The organism is Bacillus sp. EB106-04-04-XG123, from assembly GCF_058791855.1.
Genome location: NZ_JBYTDZ010000002.1, coordinates 540,351 through 566,341, shown reverse-complemented (window position 1 = coordinate 566,341; position 25,991 = coordinate 540,351). Strand labels below are relative to the sequence as shown.

Genomic DNA, 25,991 nt, shown 5'->3' with positions numbered 1-25,991 from the left:
AGTTCACTTTATTTATATTTTAGAAAGAGGGTAGTTTTTGATGAACAACGTGAAGAAAACAAAAGAAGGGTACCTCGAAACCACTTTGACAGGTAAAGATGTATTATCGATTCCAACGTTGAACAAAGGCGTTGCTTTCTCTGAAGAAGAAAGACAAGAGCTTGGACTAGAAGGCTTACTTCCTCCAACCGTTCTCACTTTAGAACAGCAAGCAGAAAGAGCGTACAAGCAATTTCTAGCTCAGCCGGATCGTCTTCGTCAAAACGTATACTTAAGTGATTTACAAAACCGTAACGAAGTATTGTTCTACAAGCTTCTAACAGAAAAACTTCGTGAAATGCTTCCTGTTGTGTACACGCCAACTGTTGGTGAAGCGATTCAAGAATACAGCCATGAATACAGAAGACCTCATGGTGTCTATCTTTCAATCGACGACATTGACGGCATCGAGAAAGCATTTGAAAACTTGCACGCAACTGCTGGAGATATTGACCTCATCGTTGCAACTGACTCTGAGAGTATTCTTGGAATTGGTGACTGGGGTGTTGGTGGTATCAACATCGCAATCGGTAAATTAGCTGTTTACACGGCTGCAGCAGGTATTGATCCTAGCCGCGTAATTCCAGTTGTATTAGATGTTGGAACAAACAATGAAAAATTATTGAATGATCCATTATACATCGGGAACCATCACAAACGTGTACAAGGTGAAAAATACGAAGAATTCATTGATGCTTATGTAAAAGCAGCGCTTAAATTCTTCCCGAAAGCATTGCTACACTGGGAAGACCTTGGAAACAAAAATGCGCGTAACATCATGAAAAAATACAATGATAACATCTTAACGTTCAACGATGATATTCAAGGTACTGGTGCCATTACTTTAGCGGGTGTTCTTGCAGCTGTCAAGAAAACTGGTACTCAATTGAAAGATCACCGTGTTGTCATCTTCGGAGCTGGATCTGCTGGTATCGGAATCGCAGATCAAATGCGTGACACAATGGTTCTTGAAGGTCTAACAGAAGAAGAAGCAAACAATGCATTCTGGACTTTAGACTACAGAGGATTGCTAACAGACCAATTTGAAGATGAAGTGCTTGATTTCCAAAAACCATACCTTCGTTCTTCTGATGAAGTAGAAGGCTGGGCACGAGATGAAAAAGGACAAATCTCATTTGCTGAAACGGTTCGCCAAGCGAAGCCAACAATTCTTATTGGTACTTCAGGTCAAGGCGGCGCATTCACTGAAGAAATCATTAAAGAAATGGCAGCTCATACAGAGCGTCCAGTGATCATGCCAATGTCTAACCCAACACCGCTTGCTGAAGCAGTGCCAGAGGATCTATTCAAATGGACTGACGGCCGTGCACTTGTTGCAACAGGAAGCCCGTTCGAAAACGTTGAGTATAACGGAATCGAACATGAAATCGGACAATCAAACAATGCGTTCGTTTTCCCTGGACTTGGTCTTGGTTCAATCGTAACAGAATCAAAAATCATCACAAAAGGCATGTTCGTTGCTTCTGCAAATGCAATTGCTGAAATGGTTGATCATGAGAAACCAGGTGCTGGTCTTCTTCCAAGTATTGATAAATTGCAAGAAGTGTCAATTCATGTGGCTGTTGAAGTAGCGAAAGCAGCAATTGAAGATGGTGTCGCAAGAAAAACGCCGGACAACATCGAACAAGCTGTGAAAGACGCAATGTGGATTCCTGAATATAAAAAAATAGTAAGAGCATAATAAAATGTGTAACGCGGCATTGCTTCGGGTAATCTAAGCAATGCCGCAATAAATAAGAAACATGTAAAGGATTTAAGGAGGAATAGTAAGATGGACTTTTTAAATATTTTGATCCTCCTAGCACCGATTTTTTTCGTTATCGCGCTGGGTTGGTTCGCAGGACACTTCGGCAGCTATGACGCTAAATCTGCAAAAGGTGTAAGTACACTTGTAACAAAGTATGCTTTACCAGCGCACTTTATCGCCAGTATTCTGTCAACACCAAAAGATAAATTCTATAGTCAAATTCCATTTTTCGTTGCATTGATTTTCGGAATCGTTGGTTTTTATATCATTATCCTTTTAGTTACGAAATTTGCTTTTAAATATGATTTAACAGACTCATCTGTTTTCTCATTAAACTCAGCACAACCGACCTTTGCATTTATGGGGATTCCGGTCTTGGGCAGTTTATTTGGGGCTCAAGAAGTTGCAATTCCGATTGCGATTACCGGAATAGTTGTAAATGCAATGCTTGATCCAATTGCAATTATTGTATCAACTGTCGGTGAAAAAACAAAAGGGAAAACCAAAGACGGCGAAAGCTTCCTAAAAATGACGACAAAAGCAATTTTGCACGGTTTATCAGAGCCGCTTGCACTTGCACCATTAGCCAGTATCATTCTTGTTCTTTTAGGATTTAAACTTCCTGCAATTGGACACGAAATGTTAGAGGAAATTGGCAGCGTTACATCAGGGGTTGCGCTATTCGCAGTCGGTGTCACTGTTGGTATCCGCAAAATTAAATTAAGCTTGCCAGCCTTCAGTATTGCATTGCTAAAAGTAGCTGTACAACCAATACTTATGTATTTTATTGCGGTTCTTATGGGTCTTTCGGCTGATGAAATTACAAAAGCTGTATTACTTGTAGCTTTCCCAGGTTCAGCTGTTGCAGCAATGATCGCAACACGATTTGAAAAACAAGAGGCGGAAACTGCATCCGCATTTGTCATCAGTGCCATCATGTCACTCATCACATTACCGATCATTATTGCACTTACCGTATAATATAGTAAAAAGGCTGCCTATTGAGGCAGCCTTTCTTAGCGAAATGAATGAAACAGAGGGAAGAGTACACGCTTTTTTTTGAGGTCAGGGGCTGCGATTTCCTTTTTTTCTTCTGCTTGTGACGGTTGTTTCAAGGTTGCGGCGAGGCGGTCAAATTTTGTGGATAAATCTTCAATTTCTCTGCGGTGCTGAAGCAGCTGATACGATACACCTTCATCTGCTTTTTTAGCCAATTTCCGTTCAAGTTCTTGCAGGCGGTCTTCGACATCAGTGACGTGTAATTGCTGCTGGATGAGCGCTTTCACTTGTTTTTCTAATGCTTCAATCCGCTGTATAGAGACATCAGCTTCGACAGCAGGTGCTGATTGACGAACGGTTTCCTTATGGATTGGCAGTTGAATATCTTGGAGGATCACACCTTCACTCATCTGGTGTTTGACCTCTTTGAGCAGCTGTACAATATCTTCATGAAATTCATAATGTCCAAGTTCATTCCGGGCGACAGGGATGTTGAGCTGTTTGACCCAACGCTGAATCGTCTTTGAAGAAACACCAATTTCCTTTGCAACCTCATTTGTATTCAAACCAAATGCCCTCCCTTTTTTCAATTACAAGTACCATTCTCTTTAAGGAGGACCTGTTCCTTCACGTTAGACAAAACAAGTAACCAATCGCCAAAGATCGTGTTTTCTAGCGAAAAATTGCAGAAAATCAATTGTTTTGGAAATTTTTTTGACTGTCATACCCCGCTATACTATAATTAGACTGTTACGCACAAAACAGAGGTGAAGACCATGTTAGACCGTTTAAAATCAATTGAAGAACGTTATGAAAAACTAAATGAATATTTAAGTGACCCTGAAGTGGTGAACGACACTACGAAGCTTCGTGAATATTCGAAAGAACAATCCGATATTCAAGAAACTGTTGAGGTATATAGACAATATCGTGCGGCATACGACCAGCTGAATGATGCGAAAGCAATGCTCGAAGAGAAGCTGGATGCTGAGATGCGCGACATGGTCAAAGAAGAAATTTCAGAGCTCACTGAGGAAACGGAACGTTTAGAAGACGAGCTGAAAATCTTGCTGATCCCGAAAGATCCGAATGACAACAAAAACGTTATTGTGGAGGTTCGTGGTGCAGCAGGCGGAGAAGAGGCTGCTCTTTTTGCAGGTAACCTTTACCGTATGTATAGCCGTTATGCTGAAATGCAAGGCTGGAAAACAGAAGTCATGGAAGCAAGTGTCACTGGCACAGGCGGTTATAAAGAAATCATCTTTATGATCAGTGGGAAAGGCGCATACTCCAAACTAAAGTTTGAGAATGGCGCACACCGCGTGCAGCGTGTTCCAGAAACGGAATCAGGCGGACGGATTCATACATCAACTGCGACAGTCGCTGTATTACCTGAGGCTGAGGAAGTTGAAATTGATATCCATGAAAAAGACATCCGTGTTGATACTTTTACATCTAGCGGACCTGGCGGACAAAGTGTCAATACAACCATGTCTGCTGTTCGATTAACTCACCTTCCAACAGGTGTTGTTGTATCCTGTCAGGATGAGAAATCACAAATTAAAAACAAAGAAAAAGCCATGAAAGTACTGCGTGCGAGAATTTATGATAAATTCCAGCGTGAAGCACAGGCTGAATACGATCAAACACGTAAATCTGCGGTTGGAACAGGGGATCGATCAGAGCGTATCCGTACGTACAACTTCCCGCAAAACCGTGTAACAGACCACCGCATCGGATTGACGATTCAAAAGCTTGATCAAATTTTAGAAGGAAAACTTGACGAGGTCATTGATGCACTAATTATGGAAGACCAAGCAAGAAAGCTTCAAGATGCAAAATAAAGAGCGAACAATCTTCGAAGCCCTTAAATGGGCTTCTTCTTTGTTAACGGAAGCTGGCAGAGACCAAAATGCAGCAGAACTCCTGTTGATGCATGTGCTCGGCTGGAGCAGAAGTGAGCTTCTTGCACGATTTCATGATGCGCTGCCTGAGGAGCAAGATCAACTGTTCAGCAAATTTGTGACGCAGCATAAGGCAGGTGTTCCTGTTCAGCATTTAACGGGTGTTGAATTCTTTTACGGACGTCCTTTCGAGGTGAACAAGCATGTTCTTATTCCTCGTCCTGAAACGGAAGAAGTTGTGTTGGCGGCGCTCAATTTGGTAGGTGACGTTTTCCCGCCCGATCAGCCGCTCAAAGCAGTTGACGTTGGCACAGGAAGCGGAGCCATTGCAATTACGCTGGCTCTTGAAAAAAAATCACTATCTGTCACAGCGACTGATATCTCACAAGAAGCACTTGCGGTAGCAAAACGGAATCAACAAGCGCTCGGTGCAGACGTTCATTTTTTACATGGAGATTTACTTGAACCGGTTATAGCTCAAGGTATTAAAGTAGATGTATTTATTTCCAATCCACCTTATATTGCGGCGGAAGAAATGGACAGTCTGTCTGAGGTTGTGACGAAGCATGAGCCGGTGAATGCGCTGACGGACGGACGTGATGGCTTGTGGTTTTATAAACGTCTTGTTCGTGATCTTCACAGCGTGCTGAGTGAACAGGCAGTTGTTGTCTTTGAAATTGGACATACGCAAGGTCAAGATGTCACAGCGCTTCTCGTGCAGGCTTTTCCTGAAGCGCATGTCTACACCGTCAAAGATATTAATGGAAAAGATCGAGCTGTTTGCGCACACATTCAAAACGGAAAGTCCGGCTGAATATAGCCGGACTATTTTATTATGTAAAGATGAAACTTATGGTAAAAGAGAAACGTATATATAGAAGAATGAACATTCTGATCATGATTTTTTACATAAATTTGTTTTGAAGGAGCGAATGGTGTGAACAAAAGGTATGCGATGGTGTTGGTCATCGTCAGTGTACTATTGATTGTGAGTGCTTGTGGTAAACCGAGCTTTAAAAAAGAGGCAGCAGCATTTGGAGAAAGCTATAAAAAAGCACAATACACAGTGAATCGAACGGATGACCTATCTGATATGAAAGAGAAGCTGAAGGTTTATTTAACCGAACATGAATATCAAGAATATACACAAGACAGCATGTTCCCGAGCATATTAGAAGCGGCGAAGGATCAAGATTGTCAAATTAAGCTGAAGAAAATTATGTTTACGCCTTCAGATGAAAGCGATGACAGAATTGAATTTAACTATGAAATGGTGATCCAATTTATCGATCACAAAGGAAAAGTCAAAAAAGAAATCGAGAAAAAAGGGGCCATGACTGTTATTAAAACAGAATCTGGTTTAAAAATCAGCCGAGATTGGGATGGGAGACTGTACCCTTCTGACTACCAATCCTCACTCAAAAGTCGTTCTTAAAGAGAACGGCTTTTTTGTTTTGACTCATAATCTATTAAAAAATTCATATTGACTGTTTATGAAATGAGTTTCCTGGACACAATGTTTGTAGCGAAAAGAAAAAGTGGGGGGAACACTCAATGTTGAAAAGTAAAACGATGATTTGTCTTTATATGTTTCTATTATTATGCGGTGCTTTTGCAAACCTTGGCAGAGAGGAGACGGCGGCTGCTTCTGCAAATCAGCCTGTTGTTATACCAGATGAAGCGATTCGATTACGCATTTTAGCAAATAGTGATCGTTCAGCGGATCAGGATGTGAAAAGAAGTATTCGTGACGAGGTCAATGCGAATATGACGGAGTGGGTCAAAGACCTCAGATCCATTGAAGAAGCAAGACGTGTCATTCGATCAAAGCTGCCAGAAATCAATCGTATCGCCAAAGCGAAATTGAAGGAACAGCATATTGATCAATCTGTATCGGTCAGTTTTCAAAAAGCTTCATTTCCAACAAAACTCTATGGAAATTTCGTCTATCCTGCTGGGAAATATGAAGCCATTTTAATTACGCTTGGAGAAGGGAACGGAGCCAACTGGTGGTGTGTGTTATTCCCGCCGCTCTGTTTTATCGATTTTTCAAACGGAGAAGCCATCGCCTCACCAGAAGGCGATGATGATAAACAAGTGACAGCGCAGCAAACGAAAGAGTCTGTCAATGAAGTGGTGAAAGAAGAGGAAGAAGAGACAGGTGAAGTGAAGTTCTTTTTGTTCGAATGGGTCTCTAGTCTTTTCTCTTAAAAAAGGTATAAATCGGTTTTTGCCTCATAGAGTTGAAGTAAGAGATCAAAAAAGAGGTGAAAGCATGTATTATCAATTAAGAATAGCCGCAGAGGAAGATGTCCCGTCGATCAATGCTTTTCTTGAAAAGGGACAAGCAAAAGGCGGAGTAACGCTTGCAGAGCGAACGACATTTGTCGTGATGGAAGATGCGGATGGTCAGCTGGCAGGCTGCTTAGGTCTTGAACAGCTCAATGAACAAGAGGGATTGCTGCGGTCGCTTGTCATATCAGATAAGCTCGGTCAGGGGCACATTGTCTCCTTGTTCCAAAGCGTTCAAACGCTCGGAGAAAAAATAGGTGTGGATACTTTTTATGTCGTTGCAAACCATTCCTCTTCCCATGATTTTTTGGCATTAATGGGCTTTACGCCTTTAGAGGAAATCCCAGAAAGCATATGGAGTTCTGCACATGCAAAAGAGACATTGGGGAAAGAACAGGCTGTGGTCCTGCAAAAAAAAGGCAGTTAATCACAAAACGATGGACTTATACACATACTTATCCACTATAAAACAAGCGTTATCCACAAATTGTGGACAACGCTTGTTTTATTGATCATCATCTTTTATACTTTCAAAAGGATAATTGAGATATATCAACAGTTTTATCTTTTTTAAAAGGAGTTTGTATGATGTTAAATACAAAAAGGTGGTCTGTGGATTTAGAAAAGGATTTATCCACATACTATCCACAAATTAAACAGGCGGCCGATCTGCTGCAGCAAAATGAAGTGGTTGCTTTCCCGACAGAGACCGTTTACGGACTCGGGGCAAATGCGAAAGAGACAGAAGCCGTGATGAAAATTTATGAAGCGAAAGGGCGTCCGAGTGATAATCCGTTGATTGTTCACATTGCGGAAGTTCAGCAGCTTCACGAATTTGCACAAATAGAAAGCGAAAAAGCGAAGGCGCTGATGGATGCCTTTTGGCCGGGCGCCTTAACCATCGTTCTTCCGTGTAAGCCGGGCACTTTATCCAAGCAGGTTACAGCAGGTTTATCCACAGTAGGTGTGAGAATGCCTGACCATCCCATTGCGCTTGAGCTCATCCGAGCAGCTGGTCTGCCAATTGCTGCACCAAGTGCGAACCGTTCAGGGAAACCTTCACCAACACAAGCCGACCATGTAGCGAGTGATCTCGAAGGAAGAATCGCTGGAATTGTGGATGGAGGTAAAACTGGAATTGGTGTTGAGTCAACGGTTGTATCCTGTGTCGGTGAGACCCCAGTGATTTTAAGACCGGGCGGAATTACAAAAGAAGCATTAGAAGAGGTCGTGGGGACGGTGAGTGTGGATCCAGGGCTGACAAAAAAGGACGAGGCGCCAGTATCGCCAGGTATGAAATACACACACTATGCACCTGAAGCCCAGATGTATATCTTTCATGGAAGTGATGAAGACATGCAGCGGCACATTCAGAAATACAAAGCTGAAGGTCTAAAAGTCGGAGTACTGACAACAGAAGAAAAGAAATCGCTGTTTGCGGCAGATGTTGTGTACAGCTGTGGATGGAGAGAAAAACCTGAAACGGTTGCTGCAAACCTCTATCGTGTACTGAGACAATTTGATGAAACGGATGTAGACTTGATTATTTCAGAAGCCTTTCCAGAGCAAGGAGTTGGTTCTGCCATTATGAACCGTCTGCAAAAAGCCGCAGGAGGGCGTACACTCCCTTCGTTCCAATAGTTCTAACCTTTCTTGGACAAACATAGGTTAAAGGAGAATGTGTGTCCAAGGGGGATTTACATGAACGAACTAGCTGGCGAATTGCTGACGCTCAGCATCATGGCTTTTGCACTTGGAATGGATGCTTTTTCGGTTGGACTTGGTATGGGGATGATTCAGCTGAGGTTCCGCCAGATCATTTATATTGGATTTGTTATTGGGATATTTCATATGTTTATGCCGCTTTTTGGGATGCTGACAGGTCAGCTCTTATCCGGATGGCTCGGTCTTCTTGCCACCTATATTGGCGGGGCGCTGCTTTTGGTGCTGGGACTGCAAATGATCGTTGCTTCTATCCGCAAAGAGGATAAGCCCTTTTTCGCACCTGTTGGGACTGGTCTCGTTCTTTTTGCTACAAGTGTCAGCCTAGACAGCTTCTCTGTTGGTTTAAGCCTCGGGATTTACGGTTCCCAGGTGTGGATGACTATATTATTGTTTGGTTTTTTTAGTATGCTTCTCACATGGCTCGGATTATTACTCGGCAAACAGGTTCGGTCATGGGTGGGTTCATATAGCGGCGCGCTTGGCGGAATCATTTTACTAGCCTTTGGTATCAAATTATTATTTCCGCTCTAGCCAGTCTCCTTACATAACATGTAGAATGAAATGCTATATAATAGAAGAAAAGGAGGGCGAAAGATGAAAATCTTATTTGTTTGTACGGGAAATACATGCAGAAGTCCAATGGCTCAAGCCCTTTTTGCTTCCATTGCAGATGAAAAAGGTTTAGAGGTCACTGTAAAATCAGCGGGCATTTTTGCCTCCGATGAAGGGAAGGCGTCTCCTCAAGCGATCGAAGCATTATTTGAGAAAAGCATTCCACTGAATCACTCATCATCAAAATTGACAGAGGAGCTTCTGCGCGAAGCTCATTACGTCTTCACGATGACTATGCAGCATAAACAGTTGATTACTGAGCAGTATGCGCATGCAAAAGGCAAGGTCTTCACTTTAAAGGAATTTGCGACAGGAACAGAAGGTGATGTTTCCGACCCGTTTGGAGGAAGTCTTTCTGTTTATCAGGAAACTCGTGATGAACTTGAAGCCTTACTGTATCAGCTCGCTGAGAAATTGAAAAAAGATCATCATCATAGATAACCTGTAAAACCGTTGCGTCAACGGTTTTTCTGCTTTTGTTTGCAAATCACTAGGCAGAGGTTAAAATATAACTGTAAATAAAGAATGAATGTAAGATATAACAGATCAACTCACCCTTAGGAGGAATTGCCCGATGAAAGTAGCCATTGCATCCGATCACGGCGGAACGAATATTCGTGAAGAAATCAAACAACTGATGGATGAATTGAAGATTGAATACATTGATATGGGTTGTGAATGCGGATCAGGTTCTGTAGACTACCCAGATTATGCATTCCCTGTAGCCAATATGGTGGCAAACGGAGAAGTCGACCGCGGCATTTTAATTTGCGGGACAGGCATCGGCATGAGCATCTCGGCAAATAAAGTAAAAGGAATTCGCTGTGCATTAGCACATGATACATTTAGTGCTAAAGCAACTAGAGAACACAATGATACGAACGTTCTTGCAATGGGAGAGCGAGTGATTGGACCAGGATTAGCACGTGAGATTGCGCACATTTGGCTGACAACAGAGTTTACAGCAGGACGCCATGCTGTGCGGATTGGCAAAATTGCTGATTACGAAGAAAAGCACCTATAAGGAGCGCTTAATATGAACATTGGTCAAGATTGGCTTGAAATGTTAAAAGAGTTTCATCAAACAGTTGAATTGCGTGCCGGGCAAATCTTAGTTATTGGCTGTAGTACGTCAGAAGTGGCTGGTGAGCATATTGGTACTGCAGGAAGTGAGCAAATTGCTGCGTCCATCTATCAAGAATTGGATCAGTTAAGACGAGAGACCGGCATTGAGCTCGCCTTTCAATGCTGTGAGCATCTAAATCGTGCCCTAGTCGTTGAAGAAGAAGTGGCTTTCCGTTTTAACTTGGAGATTGTAGCTGCAGTACCTGTCCGTAAAGCGGGTGGTTCGATGGCGGCTCACGCGTATCAGCAAATGGAACATCCTGTATTGGTCGAATCCATTGAGGCGCATGCTGGAATTGATATCGGCGATACGTTAATTGGGATGCACTTAAAGAGAGTCGCTGTACCTGTCCGTCTCAGCCGTCATCAATTAGGACATGCACATGTGACTTTTGCGAAAACACGTCCGAAGCTGATTGGCGGAGAAAGAGCGGTTTATACAAGATCATAGCTTCGATATATTTCTAATATAATGTTGAATGATGAAGACGCTTTACCACTTGAATATTCGGGTTTTCATAAAAAAGAAGTCGATTTTCCAAAAAAAACTTTTACATTTTACTCAAAAACCGTGTACAATGAGATGGTGAAAACATCGAATGGAAATAGATTGGAGAGGATTTCGCTGATGAAACATTTACCTGAGCAAGACGCACAAGTATTCAAAGCAATTCAACTAGAGCGGAAACGCCAGCAGGACAAAATCGAATTAATTGCATCAGAAAACTTCGTAAGCGAAGCAGTCATGGAAGCACAGGGCTCTGTATTAACAAATAAATACGCTGAGGGTTATCCTGGTAAACGCTACTATGGCGGCTGTGAACATGTAGACGTTGTGGAAGATATCGCACGTGACCGCGCAAAAGAAATTTTTGGCGCTGAGTATGTGAACGTACAACCTCACTCAGGTGCTCAAGCGAACATGGCTGTTTACTTTACTATTCTTGAGCATGGCGATACAGTGCTGGGCATGAACTTATCACATGGCGGACATTTAACACACGGAAGCCCTGTAAACTTTAGTGGTGTACAGTACAACTTTGTAGAATATGGTGTAGATAAAGAAACTCAGCATATCGACTATCAAGATGTACTTGAAAAAGCACGTGAACATAAGCCGAAACTAATCGTTGCGGGTGCAAGTGCATACCCACGTCAAATTGATTTCAAAAAGTTCCGTGAGATTGCTGATGAAGTCGGTGCTTACTTTATGGTCGACATGGCTCACATTGCTGGTCTTGTTGCAGCAGGTCTTCATCCAAATCCAGTTCCTTACGCAGATTTTGTGACAACAACAACTCACAAAACATTACGCGGACCTCGCGGCGGAATGATTCTTTGCCGTGAAGAGTTTGGTAAAAAGATCGACAAATCGATCTTCCCTGGTATTCAAGGTGGACCACTCATGCATGTCATCTCTGCAAAAGCTGTTTCTTTCGGTGAAGTATTGAACGGAGATTTCAAAACATATGCACAAAACGTCATTGATAATGCAAAACAACTAGCTGAAACTCTTTTATCTGAAGATATTCAGCTTGTATCTGGCGGAACAGATAACCATCTTGTTCTCATTGACTTGCGTTCTCTTGGCATCACAGGAAAAATTGCAGAAAACGTTCTTGATGAAATCGGTATTACAGTGAACAAAAATGCAATTCCTTATGATCCAGAGAAACCATTTGTCACAAGTGGTGTACGTGTAGGGACAGCTGCAGTAACAAGCCGCGGTTTCGATCAAGAAGCGATGAAAGAAGTCGGTTCCATTATTGCACTTGCGCTAAAACATCATGAAGATGAAGCGAAATTAGAAGAGGCGAAAAAGCGTGTATCTGATCTTACGGCTCGTTTCCCTCTATATAACGAATTAGATTATTAAAAAACAGACCCATTTGCCTATTTTTGGCATGTGGGTTTTTTTTGTAGGATTTGCGAATCATATTGAAAGATGATGTCTTTTTATGTAGAATTGTAGGAAGTGTGCAAAGTTCACCGGAAGATGACAGAAAAGGAGTTGTAGCAAGCTATGGCAAAGGTTTATGTATTTGATCACCCGCTTATTCAGCACAAACTTACATATATTCGTGACGTTCATACAGGAACTAAAGAATTTAGAGAGTTAGTGGATGAAGTCGCAACATTAATGGCATTTGAAATCACAAGAGATTTACCGCTTGAAGAGGTAGATGTAGAAACACCTGTACAAGTAGCGAAATCAAACGTGATCTCAGGTAAAAAACTCGGTGTTGTGCCAATTTTAAGAGCAGGTCTTGGAATGGTAGACGGGATTTTGAAACTCATTCCAGCTGCTAAAGTGGGACATGTTGGTTTATACCGCGATCCGAAAACATTAAAGCCTGTTGAATATTATGTGAAGCTTCCATCTGATGTGGAAGAGCGTGAATTTATCGTAGTAGATCCAATGCTTGCAACTGGCGGCTCAGCAGTCGAAGCGTTAAACAGCTTGAAAAAACGCGGTGCGAAAAACATTCGCTTCATGTGTCTGATTGCTGCCCCTGAAGGTGTAGAAGAAATGCAAAAGCATCATCCAGATGTTGATATCTACATTGCAGCATTAGATGAGAAACTAAACGAAAAAGGTTACATCATTCCAGGTCTTGGTGATGCTGGTGACCGTATGTATGGAACGAAATAAGAAAGTCTTAATAAAAGCCCACATGCAAAACGTGCATGTGGGCTTTTTTGAAATATATGACAAACGGTTGATACCGTTCATAGAAAAATCATTGTATACTGAACATTGGCTGTTTTTTTCAATGAATGTCACATCTCTCCTAAAGTTTGATGAAATTGTGAACATTTTGTGTGCTCTATCACTATAGAAAAGTTTTTTAACTTTCAACCGATTGACACATCATAGACGCTATTGTATGCTAAACGAGGGTATTATGGTAAGGTTTTCATAGCCTATAGCACTCTACTAATCCTCATTGTGAACCCTTTAATAATCAGGGTTTGTATCAACGAATGAAGCAGCATCCCATAGATCTAAAGATTTCAAGTCTGATTGTGCAATTAGACCGATGGGTGATTGATTTTTTTCGAATAGGACGGCTTATCATAAGCGTCTTCTACGCAGTTTTCATCACCATTTATCACCTTTTTTACAATATTTTTCATCGGGAGTCAGATGAATGAACGATCCAAACGCGATTTTCCGCAGACAGAGTAAATACATGTTCTATCTATTGGCAATTTTTGTGTTTGGCTATGCCATGCCTGGTTTTAAACCACTGTTTCTTGGTTTCATTATCGGCACAATTTTTGCTTTCTTTAATTTATTCCTACTTATACGGAGAATGCACGCTTTTGATCGAGCGGTTAAAAAAGGAAAATCCATTCGTTCAATGGGAAGTACAGCCAGGTGGGCCAACGCGATTCTCGCAGTAGCGATTGCTTGGCGTTACCCTAATGAAGTTCATCTGGCAGGTGTTGTTATAGGATTAATGACAATATATCCTGTCATTATGATAGATTCCTTCATTCAACTTAAACGTTCTACTATGGAAGAGAGGTGAATACTCTTTGGGTCACAGTTCAAAAACTACAGAATTTTTAGGGTTAACGTTCAACTTATCCAATGTTCTCATGATTACGATTGCTAGTATCATCGTTCTTCTCATAGCGGTGCTGACTACTCGTGTTCTGTCTATTCGTCCGACTAAGGCGCAGAACTTCATGGAATGGATCGTTGATTTTGTTCGAAATATCATAGGTAGTTCGATGGACATGAAAACAGGAGCCCCATTTCTAGCGCTTGGCGTTACATTACTCATGTACATATTTGTTTCAAACATGCTTGGACTGCCATTCTCGATTACGGTCGATCACAACTTGTGGTGGAAATCACCAACTGCTGATCCTGCAATCACAATGACACTAGCAATTATGGTCATGGGTCTCACACACTACTATGGTGTCAAGGCAAAAGGAGTCAAGGAATATACGAAAGACTACTTTAGACCAATTCCGCTTTTAGTACCATTGAAACTTATTGAAGAATTTGCAAACACGCTAACACTTGGTTTGCGTCTTTACGGAAATATTTTCGCTGGAGAGATTCTTCTTGGGTTACTTGCAGGACTTGCGACCAATTTCTACACGCAAAACATTGCGCTTGGTATCGTTGGTACATTAGGTGCCATCGTGCCGATGATTGTATGGCAGGCATTCAGTTTGTTTGTCGGAACAATCCAGGCATTTATCTTCACCATGCTGACAATGGTGTACATTTCCCATAAAGTCAGCGACGAACACTAAAAAATTGAGAGTCCAAAAAGGACGTTATTTTAAAGGAGGAGCTTTTTAATGAATTTAATAGCAGCAGCAATTGCAATCGGTTTAGGAGCACTAGGAGCAGGTATTGGTAACGGTCTAATCGTATCTAAAACAGTTGAAGGAATCGCTCGTCAGCCAGAAGCTGGTAGAGAACTAAGAACACTTATGTTCATCGGGGTCGCTTTAGTTGAGGCACTTCCAATTATCGCTGTCGTTATCGCATTCTTGGCATTCTTTGGTTAATATGTGAGAAGCGTTCTAATATGAATTTTAATGGCGAAGATCAGATTAGTTCGAAACTTCGCCATTCCTTTATGTTTTGTTTCTTAACATATTATTTAAAGAAGGGAGTTGCCGTACTAAATGTCTCAGTTACCAGTGGTTTTAGGAGCAGGGGGCTTAAGCTTCAACGCCGGTGATATGTTATTCCAGCTTATCGCTATGCTCATTTTGCTTGCACTTTTAAAGAAATTTGCGCTTAAACCTTTATTAGGTATTATGAAGCAGCGTGAAGATTATATAGGAAATGAAATTTCAAGTGCTGAAGAAAAGCACGTTCAAGCTGAAAAGCTTCTTGAAGAACAACGTGTCTTATTGAAAGAAGCACGCGAAGAATCACATACACTCATCGAAAATGCGAAAAAGATTGGTGAGAAACAAAAAGAAGAGATCATTCAAGCAGCACGTCAAGAATCAGAGCGCTTGAAAGAGTCTGCTAGAACTGAAATCGTGAAAGAAAAAGAACAAGCTGTGGCTGCACTGCGTGAGCAGGTTGCATCACTATCTGTGCTGATTGCATCTAAAGTGATTGAAAAAGAACTTGATGAGCAGGCACAAGAGAAATTGATTCAAGAGTACCTTAAAGAGGCAGGCGAAAGCCGATGAGCGTAACTATTGTCTCTAAGCGTTACGCTTCTGCTCTTTTTGACATCGTTCTTGCTTCTTCGGCAGTAGACGAAACTGAAAAAGAGCTGAATGAGATCAAAAAAGTTCTAAAGGCTGATCAAGAACTCAATGACTTCCTTGTTCATCCAAAGATTACGGCAGACAAAAAGAAACAGTTGATTGCTGAAGCTTTCAAAGGTGTTTCTACGTATGTGTTGCACACAATGTATTTACTGATTGACCGCGGACGCACGAATATTTTCTCTGAAATGACGTCTGAGTTTGTGAAACTTGCAAACCGTACGAAACAAATAGACGATGCGGTCGTGTATTCAGTGAAACCGCTGAGCGGTGCTGAAATCCAATCTTTATCTGAAGTATTTGCCAAAAAAGCCGGAGTCACATCACTGCGTGTTGAAAATGTGATTGACAAGGATCTAATAGGCGGAGTGAAAATCCGTATCGGAAACCGCATTTATGACGGCAGTGTCAGCGGAAAGCTTTCCCGCATTGAACGTCAGCTTGCAGGCGAAAATCGTTAGAAGGGGTGAAACCTTAGTGAGTATCAAAGCTGAAGAGATTAGCGCGCTGATAAAGCAGCAAATCCAAAACTATCAATCAGAAATTGAAGTAAAAGATGTCGGTACAGTCATTCAAGTAGGGGACGGTATCGCGCGTGTACATGGCCTTGACAACATTATGGCAGGAGAGCTGGTTGAGTTCTCTAACGGTGTAATGGGTATGGCTCAAAACCTTGAGGAGTCTAACGTAGGTATCGTTATTTTAGGACCTTACAAAGATATCCGCGAAGGTGACGACGTAAAACGTACAGGTCGTATCATGGAGGTTCCAGTAGGTGAAGAGTTAATCGGACGTATTGTGAACCCGCTTGGTCAGCCTGTTGATGGACTAGGTCCAATCTTAACAAGCAAAACACGTCCAATCGAAAGTGAAGCACCTGGTGTTATGGATCGTAAATCTGTACATGAGCCGCTTCAAACAGGAATTAAAGCAATTGATGCCTTGATTCCAATCGGCCGCGGACAGCGTGAATTGATCATTGGTGACCGTCAAACAGGTAAAACATCTGTTGCAATCGATACGATTCTAAACCAAAAAGATCAAGACATGATCTGTATTTATGTAGCCATCGGACAAAAAGAATCAACGGTTCGTGGTGTTGTTGAAACACTTCGTAAGCATGGTGCGCTTGACTACACAATCGTTGTCACAGCTTCTGCATCACAGCCAGCTCCACTTCTTTACCTTGCTCCTTATGCAGGTGTAACGATGGGTGAGGAATTCATGTATAACGGCAAGCACGTACTTGTTGTCTATGATGACCTTTCTAAACAAGCGGCGGCTTACCGTGAGCTTTCATTATTGCTTCGTCGTCCTCCAGGTCGTGAGGCATTCCCTGGTGATGTTTTCTATCTTCACTCTCGTTTATTAGAACGTGCAGCGAAGCTTAGTGACGAAAAGGGTGGCGGTTCTATCACAGCATTGCCTTTCGTAGAAACGCAAGCTGGCGATATTTCTGCATATATCCCAACAAACGTTATTTCCATCACAGATGGACAGATTTTCTTACAATCTGACCTCTTCTTCTCAGGCGTACGTCCAGCGGTAAACGCAGGATTGTCTGTATCTCGTGTAGGTGGTTCTGCACAAATCAAAGCGATGAAAAAGGTAGCAGGTACACTTCGTCTGGATCTTGCTTCTTATCGTGAGCTTGAAGCGTTCGCTCAGTTTGGATCTGATCTAGACCAAGCGACTCAAGCGAAATTAAACCGTGGTGCAAGAACTGTTGAAGTCTTAAAACAAGACTTGAACAAACCGCTTAAAGTTGAAAAACAAGTAGCGATTCTTTACGCACTAACAAGAGGATACTTAGACGATGTTGCCATTGCTGATGTTAAACGTTTTGAAGCTGAGTTATTCATGTACATTGAAGAAAACCATAAAGGCTTGTTTGACACAATCTCTCAAACAGGAAATATGCCTGCTGATGAAGAGTGGAAGACAGCAATCGAAGGCTTTAAACGTACGTTTGCACCAAGCAACTAATTAGTAATCTTTCCGAGAGAAAAAGATTCTCTTTTTCTCTCTTTTCACGTAAATGAACACGGATTCCTGAAAAAAGGTGGTGAAATCTTTGGCCTCATTACGCGATATAAAGTCAAGGATCACGTCAACGAAAAAATCGAGTCAGATCACAAAAGCGATGCAAATGGTATCAGCTGCGAAACTGAATCGTGCTGAAAACAATGCGAAGTCTTTTGTTCCTTACATGGAGAAAATCCAGGAAGTGGTTGCTGCAATCGCAACTGGAACAAGTGCTAAGCACCCAATGCTTCTTTCAAGACCTGTCAAGAAAACAGGGTATCTCGTCATAACATCTGATCGAGGGCTTGCAGGACCTTTTAACAGCTCGATTTTGCGTGCCGCTTACCAAACCATTCAATCTCGTCATCAATCCGCTGATGAATATGCGGTGATTGTCATTGGTAAAATCGGACGCGACTTCTTCAAAAAGCGTGGTATTCCAGTTATTTCTGAAGTAACAGGGCTTGGAGACGAAGTAGCGTTTGCTGATATTAAAGAATTAGCAAGTAGCACAGTTCAAATGTTCTCTGATGAAGCGTTTGACGAACTTTACATGTTCTACAACCACTTTGTCAGTGCGATTTCACAAGAAGTAACAGAGAAGAAATTATTGCCGCTAACGGACCTTTCGGCCGCAGCGACACCAAATAAACGTTCCGCATCTTATGAGTTTGAGCCTTCTGAAGAAGAAATTCTTGAAGTTCTCCTTCCTCAATATGCAGAGAGTTTGATTTTCGGTGCGCTTCTTGACAGCAAAGCAAGTGAACATGCTGCAAGAATGACAGCAATGAAGAGTGCAACAGACAACGCAAAAGAATTGATCGACAGCCTGACACTCTCTTACAACCGTGCTCGTCAAGCAGCGATTACACAAGAGATTACAGAAATTGTCGGCGGAGCAGCTGCCTTAGAATAGAAATAATTGTCAGGAGGGAATGCAATGAAAACAGGACGCATCAGTCAGATCATGGGACCAGTCGTAGACGTTCGTTTTGAAGACGGTCACTTGCCTGAGATTTATAATGCGATCAAAGTTTCGCATAAAGCGGAAAGCGAAAGTGAAGTTGATATCGACTTAACTTTAGAAGTAGCACTACATTTAGGTGATGATACAGTGAGAACCATCGCGATGGCATCAACAGACGGTGTGAAGCGCGGTATGGAAGCTGTAGACCTTGGAAAACCAATTTCAGTACCAGTTGGTAACGTAACACTTGGACGTGTATTCAACGTACTGGGAGATAACATTGACTTAGATGAGCCACTTGGTGTGGAAGCTCAAAGAGATCCAATCCACAGACAAGCGCCTTCTTTTGATCAACTTTCTACAGAAGTTGAAATTCTTGAAACAGGTATCAAAGTTGTTGACCTGCTTGCTCCTTACATCAAAGGTGGAAAGATCGGTCTATTCGGTGGAGCCGGTGTAGGTAAAACCGTTCTGATTCAAGAATTGATCAACAACATCGCACAAGAACACGGCGGTATTTCTGTATTCGCTGGTGTTGGAGAGCGTACACGTGAAGGAAACGACCTTTACTACGAAATGAAAGATTCTGGCGTTATCGAAAAAACAGCCATGGTCTTCGGCCAAATGAACGAGCCGCCGGGTGCACGTATGCGCGTTGCCCTAACTGGTTTGACAATGGCAGAGCATTTCCGTGATGAACAAGGTCAAGACGTATTGTTCTTCATCGATAACATCTATCGTTTTACACAAGCAGGTTCTGAAGTTTCAGCCCTTCTTGGACGTATGCCTTCAGCGGTAGGTTATCAGCCGACACTTGCAACAGAAATGGGTCAGCTGCAAGAGCGTATCACGTCTACAAACGTAGGATCTGTTACATCGATTCAAGCGATCTATGTACCTGCGGATGACTATACGGATCCAGCTCCAGCAACTACGTTCGCTCACCTTGATGCAACGACAAACCTTGAGCGTAAGCTGACTGAAATGGGCATTTACCCAGCGGTTGATCCTCTTGCTTCAACATCTCGTGCACTTGCACCTGAGATCGTTGGCGAAGAGCATTATGCGATTGCGCGTGAAGTACAGCAAACATTGCAGCGTTATAAAGAGCTACAAGATATTATTGCCATTTTAGGTATGGATGAATTATCTGAGGACGATAAGCTTGTGGTACACAGAGCGCGTCGTGTTCAATTCTTCCTATCTCAAAACTTCCACGTAGCAGAGCAGTTCACTGGCCAAAAGGGTTCATATGTGCCATTGAAAGAAACTGTTAAAGGCTTCAAGGAAATCTTATCTGGTAAATACGATCACCTTCCAGAAGATGCATTCCGCTTAGTTGGACGCATTGAAGAAGTGGTTGAAAAAGCCAAAGAGATGGGTGTAGAGGCCTAATCTGGTCCTTAGGAGGGTAAAAGCATGAAGACCGTTCAAGTCAATATCGTTACTCCCGACGGCCCAGTGTATCAAGCGGATGTGGAAATGGTCAGTGTAAGAGCAGAAAGCGGTGAGCTTGGTATTTTAGCTGGCCACGTTCCAATGGTTGCTCCGCTAAAAATCGGTGCAGTTCGCTTAAAACATAGTGGATCAACTGAATTGGTTGCAGTAAGTGGCGGATTTGTTGAAGTCCGCCCTGAACAAGTAACGATTCTTGCTCAGGCCGCTGAAACATCAGACAAAGTTGATGTTGATCGCGCTAAATCAGCGAAACAGCGTGCTGAAGAGCATTTGAACCACCCGAATGAAAGTGATGTACGCCGGGCGGAACTCGCATTAAAACGGGCGTTAAACCGTTTAAATGTAGCAGGGAAATAAAACAGAAAATCCTTCTTATCACTGTGATAAGAAGGATTTTTTTTAGGATGACATGAGAGATTGATACATCGACACATAAGGATGAGATGCTTGCTTTTCTAGATATAACTGCTCGCAAAATTGCGTACTGCAATGCCATGTTTTATTGTTTCTGCGTAAGCCAAGCGTATATTGGTGCGAAGAATCCATATAAGGCCGCACTACCCAGTCAGCATCTGAATGATGACGGATGACAACCTCTCCTAAATACACACTCATCATCGCTTCTAATGCATCTATTGGCATTTTCCACTCAGCGAACAGCTGCTTGGTCAATGCATCAAAGTATAGTGATTCTAACTGATACAGGCTTTCCTCAGAGTAATCCAAAGAAATGTTATGAAAATGACACAATTGTGCTAATTCTTCTAGCTGTGTCTGTCTATAATCAAAGTAGAAAGCAATGGCCTCCCATTCATGATCAAATGAGGGAACCAATTCTCCGTACAAATCAACAAAGTCAGGAAAAGAATCTTTCAATGTGTTCAGCTCCTTCCACACGCAGTATATCATCTCCTTGGCATCAGGATAAGAGGGGATTCACACTAAATGTAGCTCTTTTTTCCAAATGATTCATCTTTCCGATTTTCGAGGATATAATGAAAGGGAGTTTTCCTTTACAGAAATAAATAAAAGGAGGATTCAATTGTATGGAAGACGTAGGACAACAAGCAATCGTGGGCATTGTGATCCACCTATTTTTTATCGCGGTTACATGGTGGGCACTGCTTGCTGTAAATATTGATCCACTCATTAAAAAAGGGAAAATCGTTCAAGCAAGGCTGCTGATGATGCTCATTACCATTGCCATCGCATCTGCGGTCAGTAATTTCTTCCTTGATTACTTAAATTTCTCCAGACAAATTCCTTATATGTTCTAACATAAAAGGTTTGGTCACGGCCTTCTGCGGGAACGTAAAAAGAAGGGTCAAAAGGCGCGCCTTTTGTTGACTTTTCCACGTATGCATTGACCTCCTTGCGGCAACACTTGTAGCAAGGGGGAATGACAGGTGAGAAAGTATTTGAAAGGTTGGCCATTATTTGCGTTTATTCTTTTTTTTGTTCTGATGATTCAAGGTGTTCGTGCGGAAGAATCTTCTCCGCTCGCTCAAATAGCAGAAGGTTTGAAAAACCAGCAAATCGAAGTCGATGGATGGACCCTTCATGCCAAGACAAATGTAGATATTTCATCCGAACAATTTTCAAAAAAAGTGAAACGTTTGAAAGACGAACTACGACAGTATGAGTGGACCGAAAAAAAAGAACAACATGTCACCAAAGTCACAGGAATTTACAAAGATGAAAAAAATGATACAGAATCGAAAATTTTACTCGTGAAGACCGACACAAAATCAAATCAAAAGTCGTATTTATTATATGAGCAAAAAGGTGCTCGCCCACTGAATACCTGGGAGCATACATATGATCAGTTCGTACGTCATGCAAAAAGCATATTACAAGAGAAAATTGTAATTTTTACTTGTCTCGATGGTCATGTAAATGGTATGATGGATGTTGTTTTGCAAAAAAAAGCTGAAACGTTAGCAAATGAATTTCAAGCAAAACCAGTTGAGTATCTCGTTGAGTCTAATTTTGTGTCGCTTTCCGCTTACACAGAGAAGTGGGAACAGTTCATTATGACTTCAAATGATAAAATGAATGTTCAAATTGCCATCAGAAGTTCGGAAATGAACGAAAATCATACGATTACGGTTGGCACACCAATCGTAACGACTGAATATTAATATAGAGAATTTGGGACGCGGAGGGGAAGACCTTGGAAAAAATCATCGTCCGCGGCGGTCAAAAGTTAAACGGCACAGTTAAAGTAGAAGGCGCAAAAAATGCCGTTTTACCAGTTATCGCTGCATCTTTGTTAGCAAGTACAGAAAAAAGCGTAATTTGTGATGTACCTACGCTCTCCGATGTATATACAATCAATGAAGTGTTACGTCATTTAGGAGCAGAAGTACATTTTGAAAATAACGAAGTATCAGTTGATGCATCTCATGCACTAGAAACTGAGGCTCCGTTTGAGTATGTCCGTAAAATGCGAGCATCCGTGCTTGTCATGGGACCACTTTTAGCAAGAACAGGTCATGCAAGAGTTGCATTACCTGGAGGCTGTGCAATTGGTTCAAGACCAATTGATCAGCATTTAAAAGGCTTTGAAGCAATGGGAGCTAAAATTCAAGTAGGTAATGGTTTCATCGAGGCTGAAGTAAAAGGCCGTTTAAAAGGTGCAAAAATCTATTTGGATTTCCCAAGTGTAGGGGCAACTGAAAACATCATCATGGCAGCAGCATTAGCGGAAGGAACAACCATTTTAGAAAACGTAGCAAAAGAACCTGAAATTGTTGATTTAGCAAACTACATCAATGCCATGGGCGGTAAGGTTCGCGGTGCTGGTACTGGTACAATCAAAATCGAAGGTGTGGAAACACTTCACGGTGCAAAACACAACATCATCCCTGACAGAATTGAAGCAGGTACTTTCATGGTGGCAGCAGCCATTACAGAAGGAAATGTTCTTGTAAAAGGCGCAGTGCCAGAGCACATGACATCACTTGTTGCCAAAATGGAAGAAATGGGTATTCAGATCATTGAAGAAGAAGAAGGTTTAAGAGTCATTGGACCATCTGAGCTCAAGCCAATCGATCTAAAAACAATGCCGCATCCTGGGTTCCCAACGGATATGCAATCTCAGATGATGGCGCTATTGCTTCGTGCGAACGGAACAAGCATGATCACAGAAACAGTGTTTGAAAACCGCTTTATGCATGCTGAAGAATTCCGCCGCATGAATGGCGATATTAAAATTGAGGGTCGCTCTGTCATTATCAATGGGCCGGTTCAACTTCAAGGTGCTGAAGTGGCAGCGACTGATTTAAGAGCAGGAGCAGCACTTGTACTTGCTGGATTAGTGGCAGAAGGTCATACACGTGTCACAGAGTTGAAGCATATTGACCGTGGTTATGTGAACTTCCACCAAAAGCTTGCAGCAATCGGTGCAGATATTGAAAGAGTAAACGATGAATCAGCAGATGTGACACAAGAACAAGTTGTATCAGATCTGAACGCGTAATCATAAAGAAATCAGTGTGTCCATTGGGCATGCTGATTTTTTTTTTAGATTCATAGAATGCCTCATTTCACGAAGCTTATCATTAGTGTATCCAACCATCTTAAATTATATTCATACAGACGAACAGTAAAATCCAATTGAAGAACAGCCTCATACCTTCATAAAAGACTTGTCCACTAAAAGAAAGAAGCTGTCATATTAGCTTGTCCCTGCCCATAGGATAAAAGAGATTCAATGACAAATGGGGGCAGCCAAATATGAAACCAATGATATGGACAATCGCAGGAATATGCATCATCATTTTAATGATTCCAACATTACTTGTGTTGCCGACATTCCAAGGGAAGCCGGCGGCCAGCCAGCACGTAGCAGCGGAACCATCAGTTAAAAAAGAAGTGAAGGGTTCAGTCAAATTGAAGCAATCACCCGTCGCTATCCCCGTCTATCGCTCTGCTCATCAGCAGGTAGAAAACATCCCCTTAGAAGAGTATGTGATCGGTGTCGTAGCATCTGAAATGCCAGCTGATTTTGAAATGGAAGCACTCAAGGCACAGGCGCTCGCAGCAAGAACGTATATCGTCAGACAAATGATCAGTGATAAGACCGTCAAATCACCTAAGGGCTCGCTTGTAGATGATACCCAAATGTTCCAGGTGTACAAAAACAAACAGGAACTCAAGAAAATTTGGGGGAAAGCGTACAATTGGAAATTAAAAAAAGTCACGGAAGCTGTTGCCAGCACACAAGGAAAAGTGCTGACTTATGACGAGAAACCAATTGATGCTTCATTCTTTTCAACAAGTAACGGAAAAACGGAAAATGCCGAAGCCTATTGGAAAAACGAAATCCCTTATTTGAAAAGTGTCTCAAGTAAATGGGACGAAAAATCGCCAAAATTTCAAAACAAGAAAACCATCTCGGTAAGTGAATTTCAGCAAAAATTAGGTGTGACGCTCACTCAGCAGGCTCAGGTCGGACAGATAGTAGAACGGACACCAGGAAACCAAGTAGCGAAAGCCGTGATCAACGGTAAAACACTGTCAGGACGAGACATTCGAGAATCACTAGGCCTTCATTCAGCGGACTTCACATGGGAACGCCAGGGCCAGCAGATTGTCATTACAACAAAAGGATATGGTCATGGTGTAGGCATGAGTCAATATGGTGCGCATTATATGGCGCAGGCTGGAAAAAAAGTAGATGCCATCGTGAAACATTATTATAAAGGAATTCAAATCGAATCAGCCGATCGTTTTCTCAACACGTATATGGCTAAAAAATAAAGCAAAGGTGCCTCAGAAATGGGGCATTTTTTTGTGTGGTCAAAGAGGTTTGAACAGAATGTGACAAATTGCGACTTAAGACGCACCGAAGGAAAACTTAAACATTTATGTCCCGATAAGAACTGATGGCCGATACAAAGCCCCTCAAAAGGAGGAGAAATCGAGAGGATAAAGGGTCTGTTAGGTGAAAATATCTAGACATCTGACAGAATTTTAGTGATTTTGATGAAAGAGAAAAAGGGACCGAGTCCTATACCATTCCAAGACAGAATATTTTACGATTAAGATGTTTCAATTAAATACATAAGGAGGAAGGAAAATTATGTTGAAAAAAGTATTCTCACTCGTAACCTTAGCTGTATTGACATTATCTATGTCAATCTCTTCACCAGTATTTGCAGAAGCATCTACAGTCAAAAAACATAATAAAGATGTAAGAGTCACAATCTTGCTTGATGCAAGTGGAAGCATGGCAAGAAAAGTTGAGGGAGAGCGCAAATTTGATCTCGCCAAACAAGAGGTATTTAAATTTGCTCAATCACTTCCAAAAGACGCTAAAATTCGTATGAGCTTGTTTGGTTCTGAAGGAAACAACAAAAATTCAGGTAAAGCTCAATCATGTGAAGTCATTAGAGGCGTTTACGGCGTACAGCCTTATGAAAAAGACAGCTTTGAAAATTCTTTAAACGGACTTGGACCAAATGGCTGGACACCAATTGCACGTGCACTTGAAAATGCAAAGCAAGCGGATGAGCAGCTTACTGAAGGAACAAAGCATATTGTGTACTTAATCACTGATGGTGAAGAAACTTGTGGCGGAGATCCAGTAAAAGTAGCAAAAGAATTGCATAACTCAAAAGGATCAACTGTTGTAAATGTGATCGGGTTAGACTTTAACGATGGCTATGAAGGTCAATTGAAGCAAGTAGCCAAAGCTGGTAAAGGCCATTACTACCAAGCAAGCACTGGTAAAGAAATGGGTTCTATCTTATCAGCAGAATCATTAAAACTACACGAATAACTTGCTGAACAAAAGGGAAACGATTGATTC

General features: G+C 41.9%; 30 protein-coding genes. 28 read left to right on the top strand and 2 right to left on the bottom strand.

What is annotated here, in order from left to right; translation table 11 throughout:
- Window positions 1-40 precede the first annotated feature (40 nt).
- On the top strand, window positions 41-1,741 hold the full coding sequence (gene malS / locus AC3WTB_RS08290) for an oxaloacetate-decarboxylating malate dehydrogenase (RefSeq protein WP_039182140.1): 1,701 nt from the start codon (window positions 41-43) through the stop codon (window positions 1,739-1,741).
- A 90-nt stretch (window positions 1,742-1,831) separates the two neighbouring features.
- The gene (locus AC3WTB_RS08285) at window positions 1,832-2,788 is read left to right on the top strand and encodes an AEC family transporter (protein WP_095409777.1); all 957 of its coding nucleotides are present in this window, start codon (window positions 1,832-1,834) and stop codon (window positions 2,786-2,788) included.
- A gap of 35 nt (window positions 2,789-2,823) precedes the next feature.
- Here the strand turns inward: AC3WTB_RS08285 and racA are convergent, their stop codons facing one another.
- Complete coding sequence (racA, locus tag AC3WTB_RS08280; RefSeq protein ID WP_492333577.1) at window positions 2,824-3,372, bottom strand: chromosome-anchoring protein RacA; 549 nt, start codon at window positions 3,370-3,372, stop codon at window positions 2,824-2,826.
- Between the two features lie 210 nt (window positions 3,373-3,582).
- On the opposite strand from racA, the gene prfA reads away from it, so the two are divergent.
- The 21 genes from prfA (at window position 3,583) to AC3WTB_RS08175 (ending at window position 20,533) form a co-directional block, all read left to right on the top strand.
- A complete protein-coding gene (gene prfA / locus AC3WTB_RS08275) occupies window positions 3,583-4,650 on the top strand; it encodes a peptide chain release factor 1 (protein ID WP_039182133.1) in 1,068 nt (355 codons plus the stop codon).
- Window positions 4,640-5,524, top strand: a complete 885-nt coding sequence (gene prmC, locus AC3WTB_RS08270; protein ID WP_099663746.1) for a peptide chain release factor N(5)-glutamine methyltransferase — start codon at window positions 4,640-4,642, stop codon at window positions 5,522-5,524. The genes prfA and prmC overlap by 11 nt, the downstream gene beginning before the upstream one ends.
- Window positions 5,525-5,665: 141 nt before the next feature.
- The gene (locus AC3WTB_RS08265) at window positions 5,666-6,145 is read left to right on the top strand and encodes a hypothetical protein (protein ID WP_058838603.1); all 480 of its coding nucleotides are present in this window, start codon (window positions 5,666-5,668) and stop codon (window positions 6,143-6,145) included.
- A gap of 122 nt (window positions 6,146-6,267) precedes the next feature.
- Window positions 6,268-6,921, top strand: coding sequence for a stage II sporulation protein R (gene spoIIR, locus AC3WTB_RS08260; RefSeq protein ID WP_247544068.1), 654 nt, complete (start codon window positions 6,268-6,270; stop codon window positions 6,919-6,921).
- A gap of 64 nt (window positions 6,922-6,985) precedes the next feature.
- Window positions 6,986-7,429 (top strand): GNAT family N-acetyltransferase, encoded by a 444-nt coding sequence (locus AC3WTB_RS08255; protein ID WP_144493994.1) that lies wholly within the window; start codon window positions 6,986-6,988, stop codon window positions 7,427-7,429.
- Between the two features lie 161 nt (window positions 7,430-7,590).
- Entirely contained in the window at window positions 7,591-8,643 is a 1,053-nt protein-coding gene (locus AC3WTB_RS08250; RefSeq protein WP_082700845.1) for an L-threonylcarbamoyladenylate synthase, read from the top strand.
- Window positions 8,644-8,703: 60 nt separating this feature from the next.
- Window positions 8,704-9,258, top strand: coding sequence for a manganese efflux pump MntP (locus AC3WTB_RS08245; RefSeq protein WP_492333576.1), 555 nt, complete (start codon window positions 8,704-8,706; stop codon window positions 9,256-9,258).
- Between the two features lie 63 nt (window positions 9,259-9,321).
- Entirely contained in the window at window positions 9,322-9,780 is a 459-nt protein-coding gene (locus AC3WTB_RS08240) for a low molecular weight protein arginine phosphatase (protein WP_059376376.1), read from the top strand.
- Window positions 9,781-9,913: 133 nt separating this feature from the next.
- A complete protein-coding gene (gene rpiB / locus AC3WTB_RS08235) occupies window positions 9,914-10,363 on the top strand; it encodes a ribose 5-phosphate isomerase B (RefSeq protein ID WP_003214714.1) in 450 nt (149 codons plus the stop codon).
- A gap of 12 nt (window positions 10,364-10,375) precedes the next feature.
- Entirely contained in the window at window positions 10,376-10,915 is a 540-nt protein-coding gene (locus tag AC3WTB_RS08230; protein WP_039182113.1) for a TIGR01440 family protein, read from the top strand.
- A gap of 177 nt (window positions 10,916-11,092) precedes the next feature.
- Window positions 11,093-12,340 (top strand): serine hydroxymethyltransferase, encoded by a 1,248-nt coding sequence (gene glyA / locus AC3WTB_RS08225; RefSeq protein WP_034281450.1) that lies wholly within the window; start codon window positions 11,093-11,095, stop codon window positions 12,338-12,340.
- Between the two features lie 147 nt (window positions 12,341-12,487).
- Window positions 12,488-13,117, top strand: a complete 630-nt coding sequence (gene upp / locus AC3WTB_RS08220) for a uracil phosphoribosyltransferase (protein WP_003214553.1) — start codon at window positions 12,488-12,490, stop codon at window positions 13,115-13,117.
- A 499-nt stretch (window positions 13,118-13,616) separates the two neighbouring features.
- Window positions 13,617-14,000 carry an ATP synthase subunit I gene (locus AC3WTB_RS08215; RefSeq protein ID WP_024423731.1) on the top strand — a complete coding sequence of 128 codons (384 nt, stop codon included), beginning with the start codon at window positions 13,617-13,619 and terminating at the stop codon, window positions 13,998-14,000.
- 7 nt (window positions 14,001-14,007) lie between these two features.
- Window positions 14,008-14,742, top strand: coding sequence for a F0F1 ATP synthase subunit A (gene atpB, locus AC3WTB_RS08210; RefSeq protein WP_003215198.1), 735 nt, complete (start codon window positions 14,008-14,010; stop codon window positions 14,740-14,742).
- 48 nt (window positions 14,743-14,790) lie between these two features.
- Window positions 14,791-15,003, top strand: a complete 213-nt coding sequence (gene atpE, locus AC3WTB_RS08205; protein WP_003214968.1) for a F0F1 ATP synthase subunit C — start codon at window positions 14,791-14,793, stop codon at window positions 15,001-15,003.
- Window positions 15,004-15,123: 120 nt separating this feature from the next.
- Window positions 15,124-15,645: a F0F1 ATP synthase subunit B gene (atpF, locus tag AC3WTB_RS08200; protein ID WP_034281220.1), complete on the top strand. Its 522-nt coding sequence runs from the start codon at window positions 15,124-15,126 to the stop codon at window positions 15,643-15,645.
- Window positions 15,642-16,187, top strand: coding sequence for a F0F1 ATP synthase subunit delta (locus tag AC3WTB_RS08195; RefSeq protein WP_024426340.1), 546 nt, complete (start codon window positions 15,642-15,644; stop codon window positions 16,185-16,187). Before atpF ends, AC3WTB_RS08195 begins: the two co-directional genes overlap by 4 nt.
- A 16-nt stretch (window positions 16,188-16,203) precedes the next feature.
- Window positions 16,204-17,712 carry a F0F1 ATP synthase subunit alpha gene (gene atpA, locus AC3WTB_RS08190; protein WP_039182105.1) on the top strand — a complete coding sequence of 503 codons (1,509 nt, stop codon included), beginning with the start codon at window positions 16,204-16,206 and terminating at the stop codon, window positions 17,710-17,712.
- 88 nt (window positions 17,713-17,800) lie between these two features.
- Complete coding sequence (locus AC3WTB_RS08185) at window positions 17,801-18,667, top strand: F0F1 ATP synthase subunit gamma (RefSeq protein ID WP_024423727.1); 867 nt, start codon at window positions 17,801-17,803, stop codon at window positions 18,665-18,667.
- 24 nt (window positions 18,668-18,691) lie between these two features.
- Window positions 18,692-20,113, top strand: a complete 1,422-nt coding sequence (gene atpD, locus AC3WTB_RS08180; protein ID WP_008354929.1) for a F0F1 ATP synthase subunit beta — start codon at window positions 18,692-18,694, stop codon at window positions 20,111-20,113.
- A 24-nt stretch (window positions 20,114-20,137) separates the two neighbouring features.
- Window positions 20,138-20,533: a F0F1 ATP synthase subunit epsilon gene (locus AC3WTB_RS08175; protein ID WP_003214592.1), complete on the top strand. Its 396-nt coding sequence runs from the start codon at window positions 20,138-20,140 to the stop codon at window positions 20,531-20,533.
- A 42-nt stretch (window positions 20,534-20,575) separates the two neighbouring features.
- Here the strand turns inward: AC3WTB_RS08175 and AC3WTB_RS08170 are convergent, their stop codons facing one another.
- Window positions 20,576-21,052, bottom strand: coding sequence for a hypothetical protein (locus tag AC3WTB_RS08170; RefSeq protein ID WP_064498804.1), 477 nt, complete (start codon window positions 21,050-21,052; stop codon window positions 20,576-20,578).
- Between the two features lie 170 nt (window positions 21,053-21,222).
- On the opposite strand from AC3WTB_RS08170, the gene AC3WTB_RS08165 reads away from it, so the two are divergent.
- From AC3WTB_RS08165 to AC3WTB_RS08145, 5 genes are all read left to right on the top strand, one after another.
- On the top strand, window positions 21,223-21,453 hold the full coding sequence (locus AC3WTB_RS08165; protein ID WP_024423724.1) for a DUF1146 family protein: 231 nt from the start codon (window positions 21,223-21,225) through the stop codon (window positions 21,451-21,453).
- A gap of 129 nt (window positions 21,454-21,582) precedes the next feature.
- Window positions 21,583-22,317, top strand: coding sequence for a YwmB family TATA-box binding protein (locus tag AC3WTB_RS08160; protein ID WP_064498788.1), 735 nt, complete (start codon window positions 21,583-21,585; stop codon window positions 22,315-22,317).
- A gap of 32 nt (window positions 22,318-22,349) precedes the next feature.
- On the top strand, window positions 22,350-23,657 hold the full coding sequence (murA, locus tag AC3WTB_RS08155; RefSeq protein ID WP_024423722.1) for a UDP-N-acetylglucosamine 1-carboxyvinyltransferase: 1,308 nt from the start codon (window positions 22,350-22,352) through the stop codon (window positions 23,655-23,657).
- Between the two features lie 257 nt (window positions 23,658-23,914).
- Window positions 23,915-24,940, top strand: coding sequence for a stage II sporulation protein D (gene spoIID / locus AC3WTB_RS08150; protein ID WP_041087858.1), 1,026 nt, complete (start codon window positions 23,915-23,917; stop codon window positions 24,938-24,940).
- Window positions 24,941-25,262: 322 nt separating this feature from the next.
- Window positions 25,263-25,961, top strand: coding sequence for a VWA domain-containing protein (locus tag AC3WTB_RS08145; RefSeq protein WP_039182096.1), 699 nt, complete (start codon window positions 25,263-25,265; stop codon window positions 25,959-25,961).
- Window positions 25,962-25,991: the final 30 nt, after the last annotated feature.